General features: G+C 39.6%; 14 protein-coding genes. 9 read left to right on the top strand and 5 right to left on the bottom strand.

Annotated features, from left to right (window positions below; all coding sequences use genetic code 11):
• The first annotated feature begins 8 nt into the window (after positions 1-8).
• The 4 genes from AAG747_RS19730 to AAG747_RS19715 all read left to right on the top strand — a co-directional run bounded on the left by AAG747_RS19730 (position 9) and on the right by AAG747_RS19715 (position 7,693).
• Positions 9-1,616, top strand: a complete 1,608-nt coding sequence (locus AAG747_RS19730) for a RagB/SusD family nutrient uptake outer membrane protein (protein ID WP_346822940.1) — start codon at positions 9-11, stop codon at positions 1,614-1,616.
• A 144-nt stretch (positions 1,617-1,760) separates the two neighbouring features.
• A complete protein-coding gene (locus AAG747_RS19725; protein WP_346822939.1) occupies positions 1,761-5,168 on the top strand; it encodes a VCBS repeat-containing protein in 3,408 nt (1,135 codons plus the stop codon).
• A gap of 164 nt (positions 5,169-5,332) precedes the next feature.
• A complete protein-coding gene (locus AAG747_RS19720) occupies positions 5,333-7,015 on the top strand; it encodes a DUF6909 family protein (protein ID WP_346822938.1) in 1,683 nt (560 codons plus the stop codon).
• Positions 7,016-7,105: 90 nt separating this feature from the next.
• A complete protein-coding gene (locus tag AAG747_RS19715) occupies positions 7,106-7,693 on the top strand; it encodes a helix-turn-helix domain-containing protein (RefSeq protein ID WP_346822937.1) in 588 nt (195 codons plus the stop codon).
• Between the two features lie 73 nt (positions 7,694-7,766).
• Here the strand turns inward: AAG747_RS19715 and AAG747_RS19710 are convergent, their stop codons facing one another.
• Both AAG747_RS19710 and AAG747_RS19705 read right to left on the bottom strand, forming a co-directional pair.
• Positions 7,767-9,002 carry a M48 family metallopeptidase gene (locus tag AAG747_RS19710; protein ID WP_346822936.1) on the bottom strand — a complete coding sequence of 412 codons (1,236 nt, stop codon included), beginning with the start codon at positions 9,000-9,002 and terminating at the stop codon, positions 7,767-7,769.
• A gap of 166 nt (positions 9,003-9,168) precedes the next feature.
• Positions 9,169-9,981: a murein L,D-transpeptidase catalytic domain family protein gene (locus AAG747_RS19705; RefSeq protein WP_346822935.1), complete on the bottom strand. Its 813-nt coding sequence runs from the start codon at positions 9,979-9,981 to the stop codon at positions 9,169-9,171.
• Positions 9,982-10,494: 513 nt separating this feature from the next.
• Between AAG747_RS19705 and ppk1 the strand changes: the two genes are divergently transcribed.
• The gene (ppk1, locus tag AAG747_RS19700) at positions 10,495-12,603 is read left to right on the top strand and encodes a polyphosphate kinase 1 (RefSeq protein ID WP_430300665.1); all 2,109 of its coding nucleotides are present in this window, start codon (positions 10,495-10,497) and stop codon (positions 12,601-12,603) included.
• Between the two features lie 131 nt (positions 12,604-12,734).
• A complete protein-coding gene (gene pfkA, locus AAG747_RS19695) occupies positions 12,735-13,706 on the top strand; it encodes a 6-phosphofructokinase (RefSeq protein WP_346822933.1) in 972 nt (323 codons plus the stop codon).
• A gap of 98 nt (positions 13,707-13,804) precedes the next feature.
• Here the strand turns inward: pfkA and porX are convergent, their stop codons facing one another.
• The 3 genes from porX to AAG747_RS19680 all read right to left on the bottom strand — a co-directional run bounded on the left by porX (position 13,805) and on the right by AAG747_RS19680 (position 18,161).
• Positions 13,805-15,358: a T9SS response regulator signal transducer PorX gene (gene porX / locus AAG747_RS19690; RefSeq protein WP_346822932.1), complete on the bottom strand. Its 1,554-nt coding sequence runs from the start codon at positions 15,356-15,358 to the stop codon at positions 13,805-13,807.
• A gap of 402 nt (positions 15,359-15,760) precedes the next feature.
• Positions 15,761-17,488: a phospho-sugar mutase gene (locus tag AAG747_RS19685; RefSeq protein WP_346823030.1), complete on the bottom strand. Its 1,728-nt coding sequence runs from the start codon at positions 17,486-17,488 to the stop codon at positions 15,761-15,763.
• A gap of 127 nt (positions 17,489-17,615) precedes the next feature.
• Positions 17,616-18,161, bottom strand: coding sequence for a hypothetical protein (locus tag AAG747_RS19680; protein WP_346822931.1), 546 nt, complete (start codon positions 18,159-18,161; stop codon positions 17,616-17,618).
• A 293-nt stretch (positions 18,162-18,454) separates the two neighbouring features.
• Here AAG747_RS19680 and AAG747_RS19675 point away from each other — a divergent pair, with 293 nt between their 5' ends.
• The 3 genes from AAG747_RS19675 (at position 18,455) to AAG747_RS19665 (ending at position 20,780) form a co-directional block, all read left to right on the top strand.
• A complete protein-coding gene (locus AAG747_RS19675; RefSeq protein ID WP_346822930.1) occupies positions 18,455-19,315 on the top strand; it encodes a CheR family methyltransferase in 861 nt (286 codons plus the stop codon).
• Positions 19,316-19,395: 80 nt separating this feature from the next.
• Positions 19,396-19,983, top strand: coding sequence for a chemotaxis protein CheB (locus AAG747_RS19670; protein ID WP_346822929.1), 588 nt, complete (start codon positions 19,396-19,398; stop codon positions 19,981-19,983).
• Positions 19,983-20,780, top strand: coding sequence for a GAF domain-containing protein (locus AAG747_RS19665; RefSeq protein ID WP_346822928.1), 798 nt, complete (start codon positions 19,983-19,985; stop codon positions 20,778-20,780). The genes AAG747_RS19670 and AAG747_RS19665 overlap by 1 nt, the downstream gene beginning before the upstream one ends.
• Positions 20,781-20,828 lie beyond the last annotated feature (48 nt).

The raw sequence follows: 20,828 nt of genomic DNA, 5'->3' as shown, positions 1-20,828 counted from the left end.
CGATGAAGATGATGAAACAACTAAGATATATATTCTATAGTCTGGCAATTACATTGGGGGCATGGTCTTGTAGCGGGGATTTTTTGGAAAAGAAGCCCCTGGACAAACTCTCCGATGCGGCTGTATGGAATGATTTGAGTTTGATCGAAACCTTTGTAAATGATATTTATAACAACCTGCCCAGTGGCTTCGATAGAGGTTGGTATATGCTAGCCTCCGGCACGGATGATGCCGAAAATAGCTATGCCTGGCCTGCCAGTCAGGCGTTTAACCGGGGCGATTATTACCCATCTAACTACCCCTTGAGTGGAACATGGAGTAATGCATATGCCGCGATTCGTAAAACCAATATATTCTTAGAGCGCATTGATGAAGTAGAAGGAAACGAAGAATGGAAAAAACGACTCACCGGTGAGGTGAAATTCTTACGTGCGTTTTACTATTTTGAGTTAACTAAGTTCTATGGAGGAGTTCCTTTGATTACCAAGTCTTTGACCTTAGATGATGACTTGTCCATTTCCCGGAATACCTATGAAGAGTGTTTGACATTTATTATAAGTGAATTGGACGAAGCGGCTGAACTATTGCCCGAGGCCTATGGCACCGCTGATCTTGGAAGAGCTACCAAAGGGGCTGCTTTAGGAATTAAAGGTAGAGCATTATTGTATGCCGAAAAATGGGATGAGTCCGCAGCGGCTTCCAAAGCGGTGATCGATTTGGGGGTGTATAGTTTATTTGAAGATTATGAAGGAATTTTTCACGCTGAAAATGACAATAATGCTGAAGTAGTTTTTGATAAGCAATTTCAAGAACCTGATTACGGACATTGGGGTCAGCTATTTAATCTACCTAAAAACCATCCGGGGGGAAGAGGTTGGGGAGGAACGAACCCGACTCAAGAATTAGTAGATATGTATGAGATGACGGATGGTAACTTGTATCAGGATTCTCCGCTGTACGATCCTGCAAAACCTTATGAAAATCGTGATCCAAGGTTTTATGCAAGTGTTTTTTATGATGGAGTGATGTTTGGCGGAGCACCCGTACAGTCCAGAGTAGGGGGGACAAGTGGAATTGGTTCGCATGGTGATGCGACTAAAACAGGGTATTATATGCGGAAATTTATGGAAGAAGAAAGGGCCGGAGATGCGGAATCTGTTGCTGCCGGAAACAACTGGATCATTATGCGGTATGCAGAAATTCTTCTGAACTATGCCGAAGCCAAAAATGAATCGGAAGGAGCCGTATCTGATGTTTATGAAGCAGTGAACCTGGTACGAGCCAGGGTAAATATGCCTCCTTTACCCGGAGGGTTATCCAAAGAAGAAATGCGTGAAAAAATTAGGCATGAAAGGCGTATTGAACTGGCATTTGAGGAGCATCGTTTTTGGGATGTGAGACGATGGAAAATCGCAGAAAATGTATTGAACGGGAAGATTCATGGAGTCAGAATCGGGCCAAATGGAGAGCTTTCCGGGCAAGATGCTAATGGAAAACCTTATGGACGCATTGAGGTGGAATCCCGCAATTTTGACCCGTCCAAGCACTATTTATTCCCGATTCCTCAATCTGAAATAGAGAAAAACAGCAATATGGAACAAAACCCTGGCTGGTAGGAAAGTTTGTTTCTTTCAAGGGCTACCTTTATATTAGAAGGTGGCCCTTTTCTGTATGGAGATGCATTGGAAGTAAGGGGCATCGAATGGTTTGAATTAATTAACAGTACATGGAATAGAATTTTTACTTTTAGTGAATAGAAAATGAAGTATTCTTACAATTTATTATTTGGAACTTTATTGATGTGGGGAAGTTGCTCCTCTCCTCAACAAAAACAGCAATCTCAATCAGTAGATCCGGAACTGCCTCAGTTTGAAGTCTTAAATTCGAAAGAAACAGGTATTACTTTTAGAAATGACTTAAAAGAAAGCTTATTGATGAACGGGCTTTTTTATGAGTATTTCTACAATGGGGGCGGGGTCGCTGTGGGAGATGTGAACAACGATGGCCTACCGGATGTGTATTTTACCTCTAACCTGCAAAGCAATGAGTTGTATTTGAATAAGGGGGAGTTCAAATTTGAAAATATCACCCAAACCTCAGGTACCAAAGGAAAATACGGATTTCCTACCGGAGTAACGATGGTCGATATCAACAACGATGGCTGGTTGGATATCTATATTAGTAAATCCGGTCGCTTTTCCGAACCGGAAAAAAGATTGAATGAGTTGTATATCAACCTGGGAGCAAATGAACAGGGCGTACCGGTGTTTGAAGAAAAGGCCGAAGAATACGGTTTGGCGATTAGCGCTTTATCTACGCAAGCCTCCTTTTTTGACTATGACCGGGATGGCGATCTGGACATGTTTCTGATCAATCATGGATTGGATACTTATGAAGATGCCAAACTGGCTCTTTATGCAGGAATGAGTTCGGACTTGCGAGGGGATCGTTTGTACAGAAATGATAACGGGAAATTTGTGGACGTTACCAAAGAAGCGGGTATTGTCAATGTAATGTTGGGATTCGGACTGGGAGTATCGGTAGGAGACATGAATAATGACGGTTGGCAGGACATCTATGTGTGTAATGATTACTCCGGCAAAGACCATTTGTATATCAACCAACAAAACGGCACATTTAAAGAGTGTTCAAATGAAGCTACCCGCCATACTTCTAATTTTTCCATGGGGAGTGATGTAGCGGATTATAACAATGATGGCTGGCTGGATGTGGTTAGCCTGGATATGATGTCGGAAGATAACTTTGGGATCAAAACCAGTATGAGTGGGATGAACCCGGCCCGTTTTTATAAGCATGTGGACCTTGGCCTACATTACCAATATATGTACAATGCCTTACAACTGAACAATGGAACGAAGCCAGGTTCGGATGTACCGGTATTTTCAGATGTGGCGCAAATGGCAGGAATGTCCAGTACGGATTGGAGTTGGGCCCCGTTGATGTTCGATATGGATAATGACGGGTTGAAGGATATGTTTATTTCCAATGGCATAAAGCGGGATTTCCGGAACAATGATTTTGTGAACTATCGCAAAAAACGCCAAAAAGAAATCATGGAATTGAAAAAGCAAGGAAAGGACTTTGATCAGAAAGCCTATATCCGTGATATCATGTCCAAAATGCCTACCCGGAAGAAGCCGAACTACTTTTATAGAAATAAAGGGGATTTGACTTTTGAAAAGAAAAACACCGATTGGGTCAAAGACATTTTAACAAATTCGAACGGAGCGGCTTATGCCGATTTTGACAATGACGGGGATTTGGATTTGATTTTGAATAACTCGGACGATATCGCTTTTATTTATAAAAATAATAGCCGGGAACTGGGGCAAGGCAACTACCTGAAAGTAAAACTTGAAGGTTCTGAATATAATAAATTGGGCTTAGGAGCCCGTGTTGCCATTCAAGGTCAGAACTCAAAGCAGATCCAAGAGCTACACCTGACCCGGGGCTTTCAATCTTCGGTAGAAGAGGTTTTACATTTTGGTTTGGGCGAAACGGAAATGCTTGATCAGGTAACGGTTACATGGCCGGACGGTAAAGTGCAACGGTTAAAGCAAGTCAAACCGAATCAATTATTAAGCCTCTCTTATGAGAATGCAAAACAAAGTGAGGAGCAAGTAGTTTCACCGAAGTATGCCTTTGAAGATCTTACTGCCAAAGCAGGCGTTCACTATATTCATCGTGAAAATAAGTATGATGATTTTGAAAAAGAAAGTTTACTACCTCACAGGATGTCTACTTTCGGACCGGGATTGGCAGTGGCGGATGTTAATGGCGATGGTTTGGAAGACTTTTTTGTGGGGGCTGCTTCCGGTTATGCAGGCAGTTTGTTTTTACAAACAGAGGAAGGTACTTTCCGGAAAGGAAATCATCGGTTTTTGCTTGCAGATAAAAAATCAGAAGACCTGGGAGCCACTTTTTTTGATGCCGATCAAGACGGAGACATGGATTTATACGTGGTGAGCGGAGGGAATGAATTTGAAGCGGAAGCCAAGGAATACCAAGACCGGTTATACTTAAACAACGGAAAAGGACAGTTTACAAAAGCCGTGAATAGTTTGCCTTCGATTTCTGCCAGTGGATCAAAGGCATTGCCCTTTGACTTTGACGGTGACGGGGATTTGGATTTGTTTGTAGGGGGGAGACAGCTCCCTGCTCAATATCCTTATCCGGCAAAAAGCTATATTTTGCAAAATGAGTCTACACAGGGAAAAGTACTGTTTAAAGATGTCACCGAGGCGGTTTGCCCGGAAATGAATAAACTGGGTATGGTGACGGATGTCGTTTGGGTGGATGTCAATGGCGATCAGCAAAAAGAGTTAGTATTGTCCGGAGAGTGGATGCCTGTAACGGTATTTTCCGTGCAACCCGGAGCCTGGCAAAACATCACTGAGGCGGCAGGGTTAGCCGACCAGACGGGATGGTGGTTTGGCATCACCGCAGCCGATGTGGATAATGATGGGGATCAGGATTTAATTGCCGGTAACTTGGGGATCAATTATAAATACCACACAAGCTTTGAAGAGCCGTTTCAGGTATATATGCAGGATTTCGATCAAAACGGGTCCAACGACATCGTATTAGGTTATTACAATGAAGGACGTTTGTTTCCTCTAAGAGGCCGACAATGTTCGTCCAATCAAATGCCTTTTATCAAAAAGAAATTCCCTACTTATAACGAATTCGGTGCGGCTACTTTAGTAGATGTTTATGGCAAAGAAAAATTAGAGACCTCATTGCATTATACGGCTAATACCTTTGCTACGACTGTCTTTTTGAACGATGGAAAGGGACAATTTACAGCCAATCCATTGCCCTCAAGAGCACAAATTTCTTCTACCAATGGTATTGTGGTAGAGGATGTGGACATGGATGGAAATCCGGACTTGATCCTTGCCGGGAATTTGTATGGCTCGGAAGTAGAAACTCCGAGAAATGATGCTGGGATTGGCCTGTACCTAAAAGGTAAAGGAAATGGCGAGTTCGAAGTTGTCGCACCGAGTGAGAGTGGCTTGTACCTGATCGGTGATGTGAAGGAAATGAAGACCATTCAACTTGGAAACAACGGAGAAAAAGCTTTGTTGGCAGCAATGAATAGTGACCAATTACAAGTAGTGAAAATTCTATCCCAACCTGCCCTGTAAATTTAATATTAACTGTTAATAGTCAAAGTGTTACCCGCTTGGTTTTCTCTGAAAGTCAAGCGGGTAATTTCTTTTATACATTGTCAGAAAAGCCCATTTGTTTTCAAATCTTCCTTTTTTTCCCTTTCTTTATACGCCAACACCAACCTTATTCAATAACTCCTATGAATGAATCATCAAAGAAACGAACCAGAGAATCCCGGGCTTCGATCGAGAAGTTGTATATCTCCATGCGGCAATTGTTTATCCGGGGGAGTTACAAACCCAATGGCGTGTCAGGGCAATCTTTGGTAGAAGCTTTACTGACCTTAAGTCCGGAAATTTATGGTTCCGTCAATGATCCTGAGCGGGTAGAGTTAGAGGGATTATTGTATGTGATAGAACGCTTGCCCGATGGAATCGAAGAGTGCCGGTATATAAAACTGGTAGCCAGAGAAGGTTTTGAAAGTTTGGGTTATGATGTGATCATTCCCCCAAAAAGAAGACGTAATTGCTATCGCATCGATCAGAACCGCATGTATATTGAGATGACCCGCGGACGAAGTGATATTTACGATATACTTACTCATCTGACATTTCTGTTTATCGAAGCCAACAAAATCAAAAAGCAGGCACTGGATCCAAAAGGCGGTGAAACCGATGACTGGAAACGCTTGGAAGAAATTGTGGAATTGGAAAATAACAACAAGTATTTTGATGAGAAAAAAGCCGCAACCTATCTAAGCAATGTATTGGGGCGCACTATCCAAGAAACTACCCAGGCGCTGCACTCATTTGACATGAGTAAAAGCAAACACAGTTTGTATCATATTACGTATTGGTTGGGCAAACTGGCGATTACCGAGAACCTTGAAAACCTGGACAAAGAAGTTACCTTCTCTGCCAAGTTAAGGGAGATTATCGGGCATCATATTTATGGTGATCAATGGGCTAATAAGGTAAAACAATTGATCTACGAACATGGCTGGGTTGACCGGCCGGTACATATCGTCAGTGCGAATTTGCACAGCTTTATGAATGCCATGTATGGGTTTACGGCTTTGGAAGAGCAGGCTTCTGAAAACCTGGAAGAACTGGCAGCCATGACCAGCCGGGATGAAAATGCGGCCATGCGGAAAAAAATAAAAGAATTTGCCTTGAAAAATGGCATGTACGAAATCGAAGATAATTCGGGTACCAATTTGACCGTACAGGTATTTGATACCGCTCGGCTACCTTTGACTAAGTTACCGGCTTCTTTCCGTCCGAAATCCGAGCAATTGAAAAACCCTCCTTTAATCATTGTGATGGATTATGCCTTTGGTGAACAAGCTTACGAATGCATGGAGGAGTTGTTAAAACCTAATGAAGCCCCTCAAGAAAACTTCTCTTTGAATGTGGAGTCGGTATCCATTATGGGAAAGGCCGGAATCCTGAAAGGAGGCAAGGGGGATATTATGGTACCTACGGCTCATGTCTTTGAAGGGACCGCCGATAACTACCCTGTTGTTAATGATTTTTCTGTCAAAGATTTTAAAGGCTTTGGCCTGAAAGTATTTGAAGGGGCTATGGTAACCGTATTAGGCACATCATTGCAAAACCGGGATATCCTGCACCATTTCCTGACTTCTACTTGGAATGCCATCGGCATAGAGATGGAAGGGGCTCATTATCAAAAAGCTATTCAGTCTGCCACCAAAATCCGGAAAAGTATCAAAGAAGACATCAAAGTGCGCTATGCCTATTATGCCTCGGACAACCCCTTGCTCACCGGGAGTACCTTGGCTTCCGGCAGTTTGGGAATGGAGGGGATTAAACCTACTTATTTGATAACAAGCAAAATTTTAAACAAAATTTTTAATGGGTAATCCCTGCATCGGGCAAGGTGATTTTTTCTAACTTTGAAACCGGTTTTGACCATATGAGGCATATCCACGATTCAGCTAAGTAATTTTTGAATGAAAGAAGAAATAATTCTACAGATCAGTCAACGGATTAAAGAAATCCGGAAGCGTAAGAAACTACGAATTCAAGAGGTTGCAGAAAAAGCCAATGTGAGTAAAGGGTTGATTTCTCAGATCGAAAACGGTCGTACCATTCCATCGCTTTTGGTGCTGATCCAGATCATCCGCTCGATGGGGGAGGACCTGAACTCTTTTTTTGAAGGGTTTGACACCAATAGTCTTAACAAAAGGATTTTTGTAAAAAAGGCTTCGGAATACACGCCTTTTGAAAAAGAAGATGCCCAGGGCTTTCTGTATAAACGGATTTTTACGAAGAATTTCGATAATTCTACCGTGGACATCATTTTGTTAGAATTAGAGGAAGACGCCCAACGGGAGTTTGTTCAAACGCAAGCCTATGAATATAAATATATTCTCAGAGGGAGAATAGAGTACGAATTTGAATCGCAATCGGTGATTTTGGAAGAAGGAGATTCTATGTTGTTTGACGGACGCCTAAAACATTCTCCTAAAAATATCGGAAAGGGAAAGGCGCAGATGTTGGTGATTTACTTTTTTGAAGAAGGGCACCCTGTAGGGTGAAAGCAGGTGGAAAATAATGGAATATACGAAGCCCCCTGAAAACATATCGTTTCAAGGGGGCTTTACTTTATATTTATGAGGGGTTTTCTATGGCTTCCATCCGTTTGAGTAAGGGGGGATGGGAATAATAAAAAAACACATAAGCCGGATGAGGCTTGAGATTGCTTAATGTATCTACGGATAGCTTCTTCAAAGCTGTCACTAAATCGGCACCTGAAGAGGTTTCTCTTGCATAAGCATCCGCTTCAAATTCATTTTTTCTGGAGAAGATATTCATCAACAAGCCCGTAATGGTAGAAAGTGGACTATAAAGAATTGAAAAGGCCACCATTCCCAGGGTGATTCTGCTTTCATCGGCCCCTAAGGCCATGGACAGTGCCGGATTATCGATTAGCAGGTTTAGAATATATAAGGTGAGTAGCATTGTGAAAGCTGAAATAAACAAGCCTTGCAAGGTGTGTTTCTTTTTATAATGCCCTACTTCATGAGCCAATACCGCTACCAGTTCTTCTGTGCTATGCTTTTCAATCAGTGTATCGTACAATACAATGTTTTTCGCATTGCCCAAGCCACTGAAATAGGCATTGGCTTTTGTGCTTCGTTTGGAACCGTCCACCACAAAGACATTTTTGAGCGGAAAGTTTACTTTGCTTGCATAGTTTTCAATGGCAGTTCTTAACTCCCCGTCTTCCAGCGGAGTGAGTTTATTGAATAAAGGTACAATCAGGTTGGTGTAAAACATGGTAATACCGATGGAAAATACCAAGAAAATGCCCCAGGCATACAGCCAGAAGTATTCTCTGAAAGTGCTGTAAAACCATACAAATACGGCCAGCAACAGCCCCCCAATAAGGGCACCCAGTATCCAACCTTTGATTTTGTCCATGATGAAAATTTTAGGAGTCATTTTATTGAAGCCGAATTTTTCCTCAATTACAAATGTATTGTAGATCCCAAAAGGAGTGCTCATCAAGTCTGAACCCAAACCGATCACCGCAAAAAACAAGAGGGTGGAGAGGATAGAGTTTTCCGTGACAGACAAGGCCCATTGATCGATGAGGGCAAAACCACCCGTGAACAAAATTGTGAGGATTACTGCAAAACTCAACAAGCTTGACCACAAGGATAACTTGCTTTTAGCAAAAGCATAATCCTGTGATTTTTGGTACTTATCCTGATCGATGATGCCTTGTAAGCCTTTGGGTAACTGGTTGTCCCAGTGTTTTTGATTTAAATAATCCAACAGCCTTTCCAAGATAAACTCAAAGGCTACAATGGCGATAATTATATACAGAATTGTTTTTTCCATAGCACTCTTAACTAAAAATTTCCAGCAAAGCTATAAAAATTAACTTATTAGTCCTTGAAAATTGAGGGGAGAAAGTGCCGTGGAGGCAAGACAATAAAGAGCCCTATTGTGGAAATGGAGTTCCGCCATAGGGTTGGAGATAAGGTTGATACTTGTATTCAATCAGTTATAACACCGAAGCCATCTGGTTGGCATGTAATAGTACTTGTTCTCTCAGAAAGGCTTGCTCTGCTTTGTCAAAGTTTAATTTTTCTGTGTTGCGAAGGTAGGAAGTCGCATTTTGATAGATAAACAAACAAGTGTTTCCCTGAATCGTCTTGATGATTTGTTTATGTTTTTCGTAAGGGATGGCAGGACATCCAAAGCTACGGCCCAGGCGTTGGTTGTCCCGGATGAATTGGTAGTTAACATAATCAGCCGGATGCATGACCACGGCCCTTTTGCGGGCATTGTCATTGATGCGGGTTTCTAGTCCATCCAATTTTAAGGACAAACCGTATTTCCCGATATAAGCTTCTGAAGCCTTATAAAAACCTAGACTACTCTGTAGGGAGCCCACGCGGTTGCTAAAGTGGGTAGCGTAGATATCCCCTGTGTTTTTTCCATGTGCCACCAAGCTGCGGTGAAGTAGTTTCTGGTTTTGTAAATCGATAATATACAGCCTTTCTTCCGAAGAAGGTTGTGTAAAATCGATAATGGTGAGCAGTTCTTTTTCGGTAAACAGGCCTTCGGCTTTGAGGTTATAAAAGCCCACTACCGCTTTTTCAAATACATCGTAAGAGAGGTGTTGTTTGTAGAGTTGGGACTGATGGTACAAATTGTAGATATGCGATTGAAGAGAGCTTTCGGGAGGGGGAGGGGGATCGAGTGTTTTCCGGGCGTTTTGTTTTACCGGCTGGTGATACGCTAGATCTTGGCCAAAAGTAGTGTAAGAAAAAAAGAGTAAGAATAATCCTACCAGAACAACTTGATTCTTCATTTAAAAAAACAGATTCGCTTGGGAATAAAAAAATCAAAAAAAGAAACACCTAACAAATACATACAAGGGTGCTTCAACCACATCATTTTTAAAAATCGGGTGGTTTACCCTGTGCATGTCCGGAAGCGGATTGTACCTGGGACTGCACCGGGTGGCTAAAAATCGAAAAAAAGTATTACAATTTCTATGCATTTTTCAAAAAAAAGACCTTTCATTTTCTTTGCCTTCGGTGTATTCTTTTAAATGTATAATTTTATGAAAGAAAAACCATATGGAAAAAGCTTCGAAAAAATTTTACAGAAAGTTTATATGGAAAGGCTGTAGAATTATGTGCTTTCCATTCACCTTTGCGATTTAAACGGGAATCTGAATTCAGGTTCCGGAAGGGAGGAGAAGCTGCCCTTTTATTTTTATCTTTGAGAGAATACAGTGTCAAAGAGCTTGAGTCTATTTTGGGTATTGCACCTTGAATAGAAGCATTTCCGGATCATAAAACCCTACTTTCCCATGTCGATGATTTATAGTGATAAAGTAAATGCCCTGATTCAAAGCAGTAATTTAATTAGCCGGGATTTAAGTTGGTTGCAATTTAACTACCGCGTACTCGATCAGGTAAATAATAAAACAAGGACCATTTTTGAGCGCTTGAAGTTTTTAGCCATTACGGCTTCCAACTTGGATGAGTTTTTTATGATCCGAGTAGGGAGTTTGTATAATTATTTGGATTATAATAAACAAAGAGTCGATTACTCCGGCTTGAGGGAAGGGGACTTTCGTATCAAATTGCTGAGTGATGTACATGAATTTGTGAAGGAGCAATATCAGGTGTATGCAAAAGAATTACTTCCTCAGTTTTCCAAAAATCATTTTAAGATTTGCGGGATCAAAGAGCTGAATACGGATGAACGGAAAAAAGCGGCTCAATTTTTTAAAAAGACGCTTTTCCCAATGCTCACCCCTATGGTGTATGATAGTTACCATACCTTTCCGATCTTGATGAACAACCTGCAGATTTTTAGCATTGTTACACGGGAAGGCTCCGGTAAGTCAGACGACTTGAAAAAACTCTCTTTTGTACAGATTCCTCAAAACTTACCTCGCTTCTTTGAAATGGAGCGGGATAATGAACTGTTATTTATCCCCATCGCGGAAGTTATCCGGGAGAATATCCGCAAATTGTTCCGGAATGTTGAAATTCTCTCTTGCGATTTGATGCGCATCACCCGGAACGGAGATTTTACTTTGGAAGAAAGTGAGGATTTGGAAACAGACTTTATTGAAGAGATTAAGCGGAAATTAAAAACCAGGCGTACCGGTAGAGTGGTGAGGGTAGAAGTGCAAACTGGCTACTCAAAATGGATGATGAAGCAGTTGATTAAACGCTGGGATATTGATGAATACAATATCTTTGAGGTAGGGGGGCTGATTGATTTAACCTGCCTGTGGCATGTGATTAAACACAAAAACTTTAAATACGAGGTGCCTACCCGTAGAGCTAGTGTGCCGCCTTTGGCGTTAAGGGAAGTTGATTCCGACAATATTTTTCAAAAGATTAAGAAAAAGGATATTGTATTGCACCATCCTTACAATAGTCCCGAGCATTTTTTGGAATTTCTGGAGAAAGCAGCTGAAGATCCTCAGGTATTGGCTATTAAGTTGACTATTTATCGCTTAGCCAAAGATTCCCGGGTGACTTCCGCATTATTAAAAGCGGCCGAAAATGGAAAACATGTCTCGGCATTGTTTGAGCTGAAAGCGCGTTTTGACGAGGAAAATAATATCCGGGAAGCACAACAACTGCAAAAGGCAGGCTGTTTCGTCATTCACGGGATCGGTTTGTTAAAAACGCATACCAAAATATTACTGGTGGTACGCAAAGAGGGAGACAAGGTAACCCGTTATGTGCATATGTCCAGTGGAAACTACAATGAAGATACAGCCCGTTTGTATACGGACATCAGTTTAATGACCACCCGCAATGAGTACGGGCAAGATGTATCGGAGTTTTTCAACGCGATTACCGGGCATTCAAAACCCAGCTATTACGATGTGTTGTTGACCGCTCCTGATGAGATGCGTGATAAGTTAATTGAGTTGATTTATCATGAAACGGAGAATGCCCGTAAGGGTTTGCAAAGTGGTATTGTAATTAAAATCAATTCATTACAGGACGATAAGTTTATTCACGCCTTGTACGAAGCCTCGAATGCCGGTGTGCCGGTGAAGTTAATTGTACGGGGGATATGTTGTTTGCGTCCGGGGCGGGCCAAGTTGAGTGAGAATATTGAAGTGTATTCTATTGTAGGAGATTTTTTAGAACATTCCCGTATATTTTATTATCATAATAACGGAGATCCTAAAGTATACTGCGGGAGTGCGGATGCAATGGTACGTAGTTTTGATCGTAGAGTGGAGTCCATGTTCTTATTTGTGGATGAACAAGCCAAAAAGGAGGCGATTAGCATTTTGGACTTTAATTTAAAAGACAATGTCAATTCCTACAAAATGCAAGAGGATGGCAGTTATGTTAAATTGAAAGCAAAGGAGGGGCAAGAATTTAATGTGCATGAAGAGTTTTTTAATTTAACTAATGATATGATTGAAAATATCTCTTTATTTTGAGATATTGGTAATATAAAGAATGTTTTGTTGAAAATTTCTTATTCGATTAAAAATGGATTTAAGAGAATTTAAATTTTCGAACGAGAAACTTATATTTGCACGGTTCTAAGTATTAATAAAAACAAATGCCCTTGAAAACGATAGCAGTTTTAACATCGGGAGGAGATGCACCAGGCATGAATGCTTGTATCCGGTCTGTAGTAAGAGGAGCGATTTATCATAACCTGAATATATATGGGATTATCCGAGGGTATAAAGGGGTGATCGAAGGGGATATGATAAAGATGGAATCCAGGTCGGTAAGTAATATTATTCAACAAGGCGGTACGATATTGAAATCGGCCCGTTCGGATGAGTTCAGAACCAAAATCGGCCGGCAGAAAGCTTATGAGCAAATGAAAAAGCACGGGATTGAAGGTTTAGTGGTCATCGGTGGAAATGGTTCGTTTACAGGTGCGGAGATTTTTTATAAAGAATATGGCATACCTACCATTGGCGTGCCTGGTACGATTGATAACGATTTATACGGAACCGATTATACCATAGGATTTGATACCGCAGTAAATACAGCTTTGGATGCCGTTGATAAAATCAGGGATACGGCAGATTCACACGACCGTGTGTTTTTTGTCGAGGTCATGGGCCGCGATTCCGGATATATAGCCATCCAAACAGGGATAGGCGGAGGCGCCGAAATTGTAATGGTTCCTGAAAACCCTGACAGCATTGAAGGAGTGATTGAGAGCTTGCGTAGCGGACGTAACAACCAAAAGTCTTCTTCTATTGTGATCGTAGCGGAAGGTGAAGAGGTAGGGAATGCGCACTATGTAGCCATCAAAGCCAAAGAGAAATTGACCAATATGGATATCCGGGTGACGAACCTGGGACATATCCAAAGAGGGGGGGCACCGACTGCAATGGACCGGATTTTGGGAAGTAGATTAGGTTTGGCCGCGGTAGAAGGTTTGATTGCCGGACGGAAAAATGAGATGGTAGGAATAGTAGACGATAAAGTTGTGTATACTACCTTTCAAGATGCCATTAATAAGAAGAAACCATTGAACAAAGATTTGATTAAAATGGTGAATATCTTAAGCATTTAAGTATTTACTTTTAAAACTAATTTTTAAATCAAAAAAGGTTACTGAGATCCTGAAAATGGAAAACAGTAACCTTTTTTAGGTTACAGCTGAATCTGTTACTACTTATTCCCCAGTGTAATACAAGGGATGATCATTTCCTCCATTGAAATTCCCCCATGTTGAAAGGTATCTTTATAATAATTTACATAATAATTATAGTTGTTCGGGTAGGCAAAGAAGTAGTCTTCAGTTGCAAATGCATAACTGGTAGATACATTTACCTTTGGAAGAAAGAAACTCTCAGGGTCAGAGACGGCAAACGCATACTTTTTGTCATAGCTCAGGTTTTTCCCCTGTTTGTATCTTAGGTTGGTATTCGTATTTCTATCCCCAATGATCTTATAAGGGCGTTTTGTACGGATAGTACCATGATCCGTAGTCAGTACAATAGAGACGTCTTTTTCCGAAAGAATCCGCAGCGTATCCAATAAGGCCGAATGCTGGAACCATGATTTTGTCAAAGAGCGGTAAGCCGATTCATCGGGGGCCAGTTCCCGGATCATTTCCTGGTCGGTTCTCGCATGAGAAAGCATGTCTACAAAATTGTAAACAATAGTGTTCAAGTCATTGGTTAGCAGGTTATTCAAATTATCTAAAACTTGTTTTCCCTGATTGACATGAATGACTTTATTGTAACTGGATTTGATATTTAATCGGAGCCTTTGTATTTGGGCTTCCAAGAAGTCATGCTCGTGGTTGTTTTTACCACCTTCTTCGTCTTCGTTTACCCATAAGTCAGGGTGTTTTTTAGCCATCTCCAGAGGGAGTAAGCCTGAGAAAATAGAGTTCCGCGCAAAGGCTGTGGTAGTCGGTAATATAGAAAAATAGGTGTCTTCTTCTTCAATTTTAAAATATTCGGCCACGGTTGACTCCAGAATTTTCCATTGGTCTAATCTTAAATTGTCGATAACGATAAAGAAGACGGGTTTTTTCTTTTGTAGGAGGGGAAAGACCTTTTTTTGCATTAGTTCATGTGATAACATGGGGCGGTGAGCATCCGGGTCATTCAGCCAGTCTTGGTAATTTTCTTTGATAAATTTAGTGAAATTAACATTGGCTTCCGCCTTTTGCATGTCCAACACATCGGTCATGCTTTTGTTTTCGGTTTCGTTGATTTCTATATCCCAAAATACTAGTTTACGATAGATGTCTATCCAATCTTCATATTCCAGGTGGTCATTAAATGCCATGGAAATATTTTGAAAATCCCGTTGGTAGCTGAAGTTTGTCTTCTCCGAAACAATCCGTTTTTTATCCAGAATTTTCTTGACCGCCAATAAAATTTGGTTCGGGTTGATGGGTTTGATCAGATAATCTTCAATTTTAGACCCGATCGCCTCCTCCATAATTTGCTCCTCTTCGTTTTTGGTGATCATTACCACCGGTATGTTCGGGTTGATCGTTTTAATTTGAGCGAGTGTTTCCAGGCCGGTCATACCAGGCATATGCTCATCCAAAAAAATGATATCAAAATTGGTGTTTTCGCATTTATCAATTGCATCAGCCCCACTATTTACAGGAGTAATGTCATAGCCTTTGTTTGTCAGAAATAAGATGTGTGGTTTTAATAGATCAATTTCATCATCAGCCCACAGGATACTATATCTTTGCATATTAATTGAGTTTATAATTCGAAGTTCACTGTTAATTACGGAATAGTTTTACGTTTTGATGATAACTAGTAAAAGGTTTAACATTTTTTATAATTCAGGCACCTTTTAAAGGTCTTTGGTGAAAGGTGAGTGATTACCACTATCACAACACTTTCTACTAATCTATAATTTTGAGTGATCAAGTTATTTTTAATTTGAGAGAAGGAGTGAGTTCAGCTTTTCAAGTAACATGGGATATAGCCAGTGAAAGTTTGATGTGATTCTGATAAAAGTTGTGAAAATGAAATCCTTCCCAGGTACCCCCATTGAAGACTTTGATAAGTTGTATTAGGGTTAAAAAAAATGCCCGAAACCAATTACTTGATTCCGGGCAAAAGTAATCTTTTTGTGAAAGAGATTATTTTAATTAAGTTTTAAATCAGAGATGATGTTATCAATTTTTTGATTTAATTTTTGCTCTATTTCTTCGTACTCTCCTTTGTCAGAGAGGGTTTCATTTACACTGAAGTAAAACTTTATTTTGGGTTCTGTTCCTGAAGGACGGGCTGATATTTTACTTCCATCTTCTGTAATGAACTGTAAAACATTAGAAGTCGGTAATTCAATACGCACTTTTTCACCCGAAACTACATCCACCGACTCAGAAGATAAATAGTCTTTGATGGTTACCAAGGGCGATTCATTAATACTCGTTGGAGGATTTTCCCTAAGGTTTTTCATCATTTCAGAGATTTCTTCCGCTCCTTTTTTTCCTTTTTTGGTGATAGAAATTAGCTTCTCTTTATAGAAGCCATAAGTTGTATAAATATCGAGTAACATGTCAAAGAGCGATTGCCCTTTGTCCTTGGCATATGCAGCCATTTCACAAATTAATGCAACAGAACTTATGGCATCTTTATCTCGTACAAAATCTCCGATTAAATAACCGTAACTTTCTTCCCCCCCAACAATGAAGTTTTGTTCTCCTTCATTATCACGGATTACCTGAGCGATAAATTTAAACCCGGTAAGAGTATTGAAACATTGCATCTGATTGGCAGCGGCAAATGTGTCAATTAAATCTGAGGTGACGATTGTTTTGGCGACAAAGTCATTGTCTTTTGCCAAACCTTTTTCTTTTCGGGTACTAATGATATAGTTAAATAAAAGAGCTGCGGTTTGGTTGCCGTTTAGTAATTGGAATTCGCCATGATTGTTTTTGACAGCAATTCCCACCCGGTCAGAATCCGGGTCTGTCCCCAGTAGAATATCCGCATCAATTTCCTGTGCCTTTTTTAACGCGATGCTTAGAGCTTCCGGTTCTTCAGGATTTGGATAAACAACAGTGGGAAAATTACCATCTGCTTTGGCTTGCTCTTCTACAACGGTTACGTTTGAGAATCCAAACTTTTCTAAAATTTGAGGGACGAGTGTAATACCAGTCCCATGTATAGGAGTAAAAACAATTTTTAGGTCCTTTTGCGCTTGGATAGCATCAGGAGAAAGGGAAAGTTTGTGGATGGCTTCTAAATATGCTTGGTCTACTTCATTGCCAATGTATTGAATATTGTCATCATTTCCTTCGAATTTCACATGGTCGATGGATTGAATTTTTGCGACTTCATTCATGACATTTTTATCATGGGGAGCCACCAATTGGCTGCCATCGGCCCAGTAGGCTTTGTATCCATTGTACTCTTTAGGGTTATGAGATGCTGTGATGACAACCCCACTATCGCAGTTTAAATGCCGGATAGCAAACGACAGTTCAGGAGTAGGGCGTAGTTGCTCAAATAAGTATACTTTGATACCATTTGCAGCAAACACCTTGGCCGTGATATTTGCAAAATAATCACTGTTATTTCGACTGTCATGAGCTATAGCAACCTTAATTTCCTTCTGGTTAATTGTTTTCAGTAAGTAGTTTGCTAGCCCTTGAGTGGCAATCCCAACCGTATATTTATTGATTCTATTAGAGCCCACACCCATAATACCTCTAAGACCACCCGTACCAAATTCAAGATCTTTGTAAAAAGCATCGATGAGTTCTTCCTCATTGTTGTTCAAAAGGTGTTGAATTTCATCTTTGACAGTCTGATCATAGTTACCTTCCAGCCATTGATTCACTTTTTCTTTGACAAATTGATCCATTGTGATAGTAAGGTTGAGATTTAACGAAATATTACCTAGTTCAAAGGTAGTTGAATGTACATAATAAACAACAAAAGCGGCAATTAACAATTTGTAACTGCCGCTTTTGAACCGAATGAAATATTATTTATTTGATCAAATAATCTTCTTTGAGTTTTTGTAATTTGGTTTCATGTTCTTCCACCCATTTGGTTTTGTTGTATTTGCCATCGGGGTGTTTTTCGTCATAAAACAGGTAGTCAATTTCATATACATTGAATTGAGCGTCAAAATACTCTTCAATCATCGGAAAGTTTTTCGCTATATTTTGGACTAATTCTCTGTAATCCAGTTTTTGTTTTTCTCCATATCGTTGTTGAACATATTCTTCTCTGAATTTTTGGAGGGCTTCCTCCCTTTTGCGCTGTTTGGCTAAATTTTTTTGCAATAACCCATTCCGGCAAGAAGTATATAATTCATATTCCTTGGAATTAAGGTTAAAAAGGTCCTTGTCAAAATATTTCATCCAAAGATCATCATTATAAGGATCGTCAGATAGTTGTTGCCAAATATTGGGTTTTAATAGAGGGTCTTCTTCAAAGGTGTTTTCGGCAGTTTGAGCCTGTACACTGATGGTCATTAAAAACACCCAAACCCAAAGACAGCATTTTATGTATTCCTTTTTCATTATCATTCAATGCGTTTTTTTAGTTAACGTTACATTGAAAGGGATCATTATATAATTTGTGAGAGAGATGGATCTCTCCTATTAAATAGGAACTTAATAGGATTGTTTTGTAATTATTAAAGGTCTTATGCATAATTAATCTTGCGCATCGTTACGGAGTCAAAGAATTTGTTAATAAAGATTTGTATAACTTTCTTTATAGAAAGCTGGTGTGAAGTATAATGTCACAGGGGCTATATAGTTATACCTAAGTAATATTTATATTAAGGAACTCAATTATTGAATTAAAATCAGGGGCGATGCCTGAAAATAATTATTTTTCTGCGACTAAAACGATGCACGAAATAGAGATAAATGAAATCAGAAGGCTAACCAAAATTATCCAAGATAATTATGGTTTCGATTTTAAAGATTATGCAATTTCTTCGTTCCGAAGACGCATTAGTCGTATTATTGATTTATATAAATTTAAATCAGTAGATGCTTTAATCAATCGCTTGAATAGCCAACCAGAGTTTTTTGAAGAGTTTTTATCTGAAATTACAGTCAATGTCACCGAAATGTATCGTGACCCTTCTTTCTGGAAAGAAATTCGAGATCATGTGATTCCCCAAATTTTATTGAATAATAATAAACTAAGTATTTGGCATGCAGGCTGCTCGTCTGGTGAAGAAGTTTATTCCATGTGCATTTTGTTGGAAGAAATGGGATTACTTGATAAAGCCAATGTGATTGCAACGGATATAGATACAGCTATTATTTCCCGGGCAAAACAAGGTAAGATCAGTAAGAAAAATATGGTGTTAAACGATAAAAACTACCACCGTTTTGGAGGGAATAGTTCTTTGGATAAATACTTTGATGAGGACCGGGAATCTTATACTTTGAAGAGTGATTTGCTTAACAAGGTTTCCTTTAGGAAACATGATTTGGTAAAGGGGTTTGTATTTTCAAAATTCGACTTGGTTTTATGCCGTAACGTGATGATATATTTTAACCAGACTTTACAAAATAATGTATTGTATAAATTGCATGAAAGTTTGTTTAAATATGGTTATTTAGCCATAGGTTCCAAAGAATCATTAATATGGTGTGATATTGCAAACAAGTTTTTAGTGGTGAATAATGAAGAAAAAATTTACCGGAAAATAAAAGAGTAAAAGTAGATCTGTAGAAGTAGGTCATAGTTGAAAATAATAGTAAAGGTATTTGATGCTCTAGCAGTATGAATGGCGTTCGATTGTCAGATAAATATAAAGCTGTAGTAATAGGAGGGTCAGCAGGAAGTTTTAAGCCTGTGACACAAATTCTCAGTAGTGTACCTGAGGACTTTCCTTTACCAATATTTCTGTGTTTACATCGTTTGAAGCATGTCAGACATGGTTTTGTAGAGGCTCTTTCGATAAAAAGCAATAAAAAAATCATAGAACCATATGATAAAGAACCAATCAAACGAGGGTTGGTCTATTTAGCTCCGGCAAATTATCATATGTCTATTGAGCTAGGGAATACCTTTGCTTTGTCTACTGAAGAATTAGTGAATAACTCTAGACCTGCCATAGATATTACTTTAGAAACGGCAGCATATAATTATAAGGACAAGCTGATAGGAATTCTCCTTTCCGGAGCAAATAAAGATGGGGCATACGGGATGAAAAAGATCAAAGAGCGGGGAGGAATGACAGTAGTGCAAGATTTAGAAGATAGTATGATTACTACCATGCCTGCTGCGGCCCTTGCCATTACCGAAATTGATCATGTCTTTAAAGTTGAACAACTAATCCAGTTTTTTCTTCAATTGAGTGAACTATATAAAAGTAAAGTATAATGGCTAGAAAAATCAGTCTTATTGGTGTTATATTTTTTATTGTTACTACCAGTTATGCTGTAACTCAGTTATACCTGCTTCCTCAAGAAATGCTGACGGTTGTGGGAGTTACCGATCATAAGTTGGTTGAGGAAGCTGCAAACGCGATGAACCATGTGAATTGGGTTTTGTCTATTGACTTATGCATTGTGTTAGTCTTAATTGTTGCATTATCTTTTGATAATTTGAAAAGCAGGGATGGAAATATAGTTTATGTTGAAAAATCTTCATTCGTCAAAGAAAAAAGCTCTCAAAACGATGAGGAAGGTGCTGAGAACAGTAATTTGAATTTGCTGGTATTAAAAAATGAAATTGAAAGCGAAGGCGATATAAAAGAAAAGCTTGAGAATTCTTTTCAATTGCTTTGTAAGCAATTACATGTAGGGGTGGGAGCCTTGTACCAGGCGCAAGTTAAGGGTGATTTCCGTTGCCTAGAGTTGAAAAGTAGTTATGCCTTTTGTTTGCCGGATGGCGATGCTCTGGAGTATAAATTCGGAGAAGGTCTTGTCGGACAAGCGGCAAAATCGAATAGAGAGTTTATAATAGACGAGGTACCCGAAAATTATATGCAAGTGACTTCTGGGCTTGGAAGTAAACAACCTTCTTTTTTGACTATTTTGCCTATTGTATATGAAAATGATGTTTTAGGGGTTATAGAGTTAGGATCTTTTAGAAAATATAATGCCAAGGAGTTGGAATATATTAGAGAAGCAAATGCATTACTTGCAATACATATCCCCCAACTTCAATATGCTTAATTTTTTATGCTAGCCTGTTATTTTTTTAGTTGTTTCCGGTCAAAATAA

Source organism: Rapidithrix thailandica (assembly GCF_039710355.1).
Classification (GTDB): Bacteria; Bacteroidota; Bacteroidia; order Cytophagales; family Flammeovirgaceae; genus Rapidithrix; species Rapidithrix thailandica.
The sequence above is the reverse complement of the archived record's forward strand: the minus strand, read 5'-3'. Positions and strand labels throughout refer to the sequence as shown.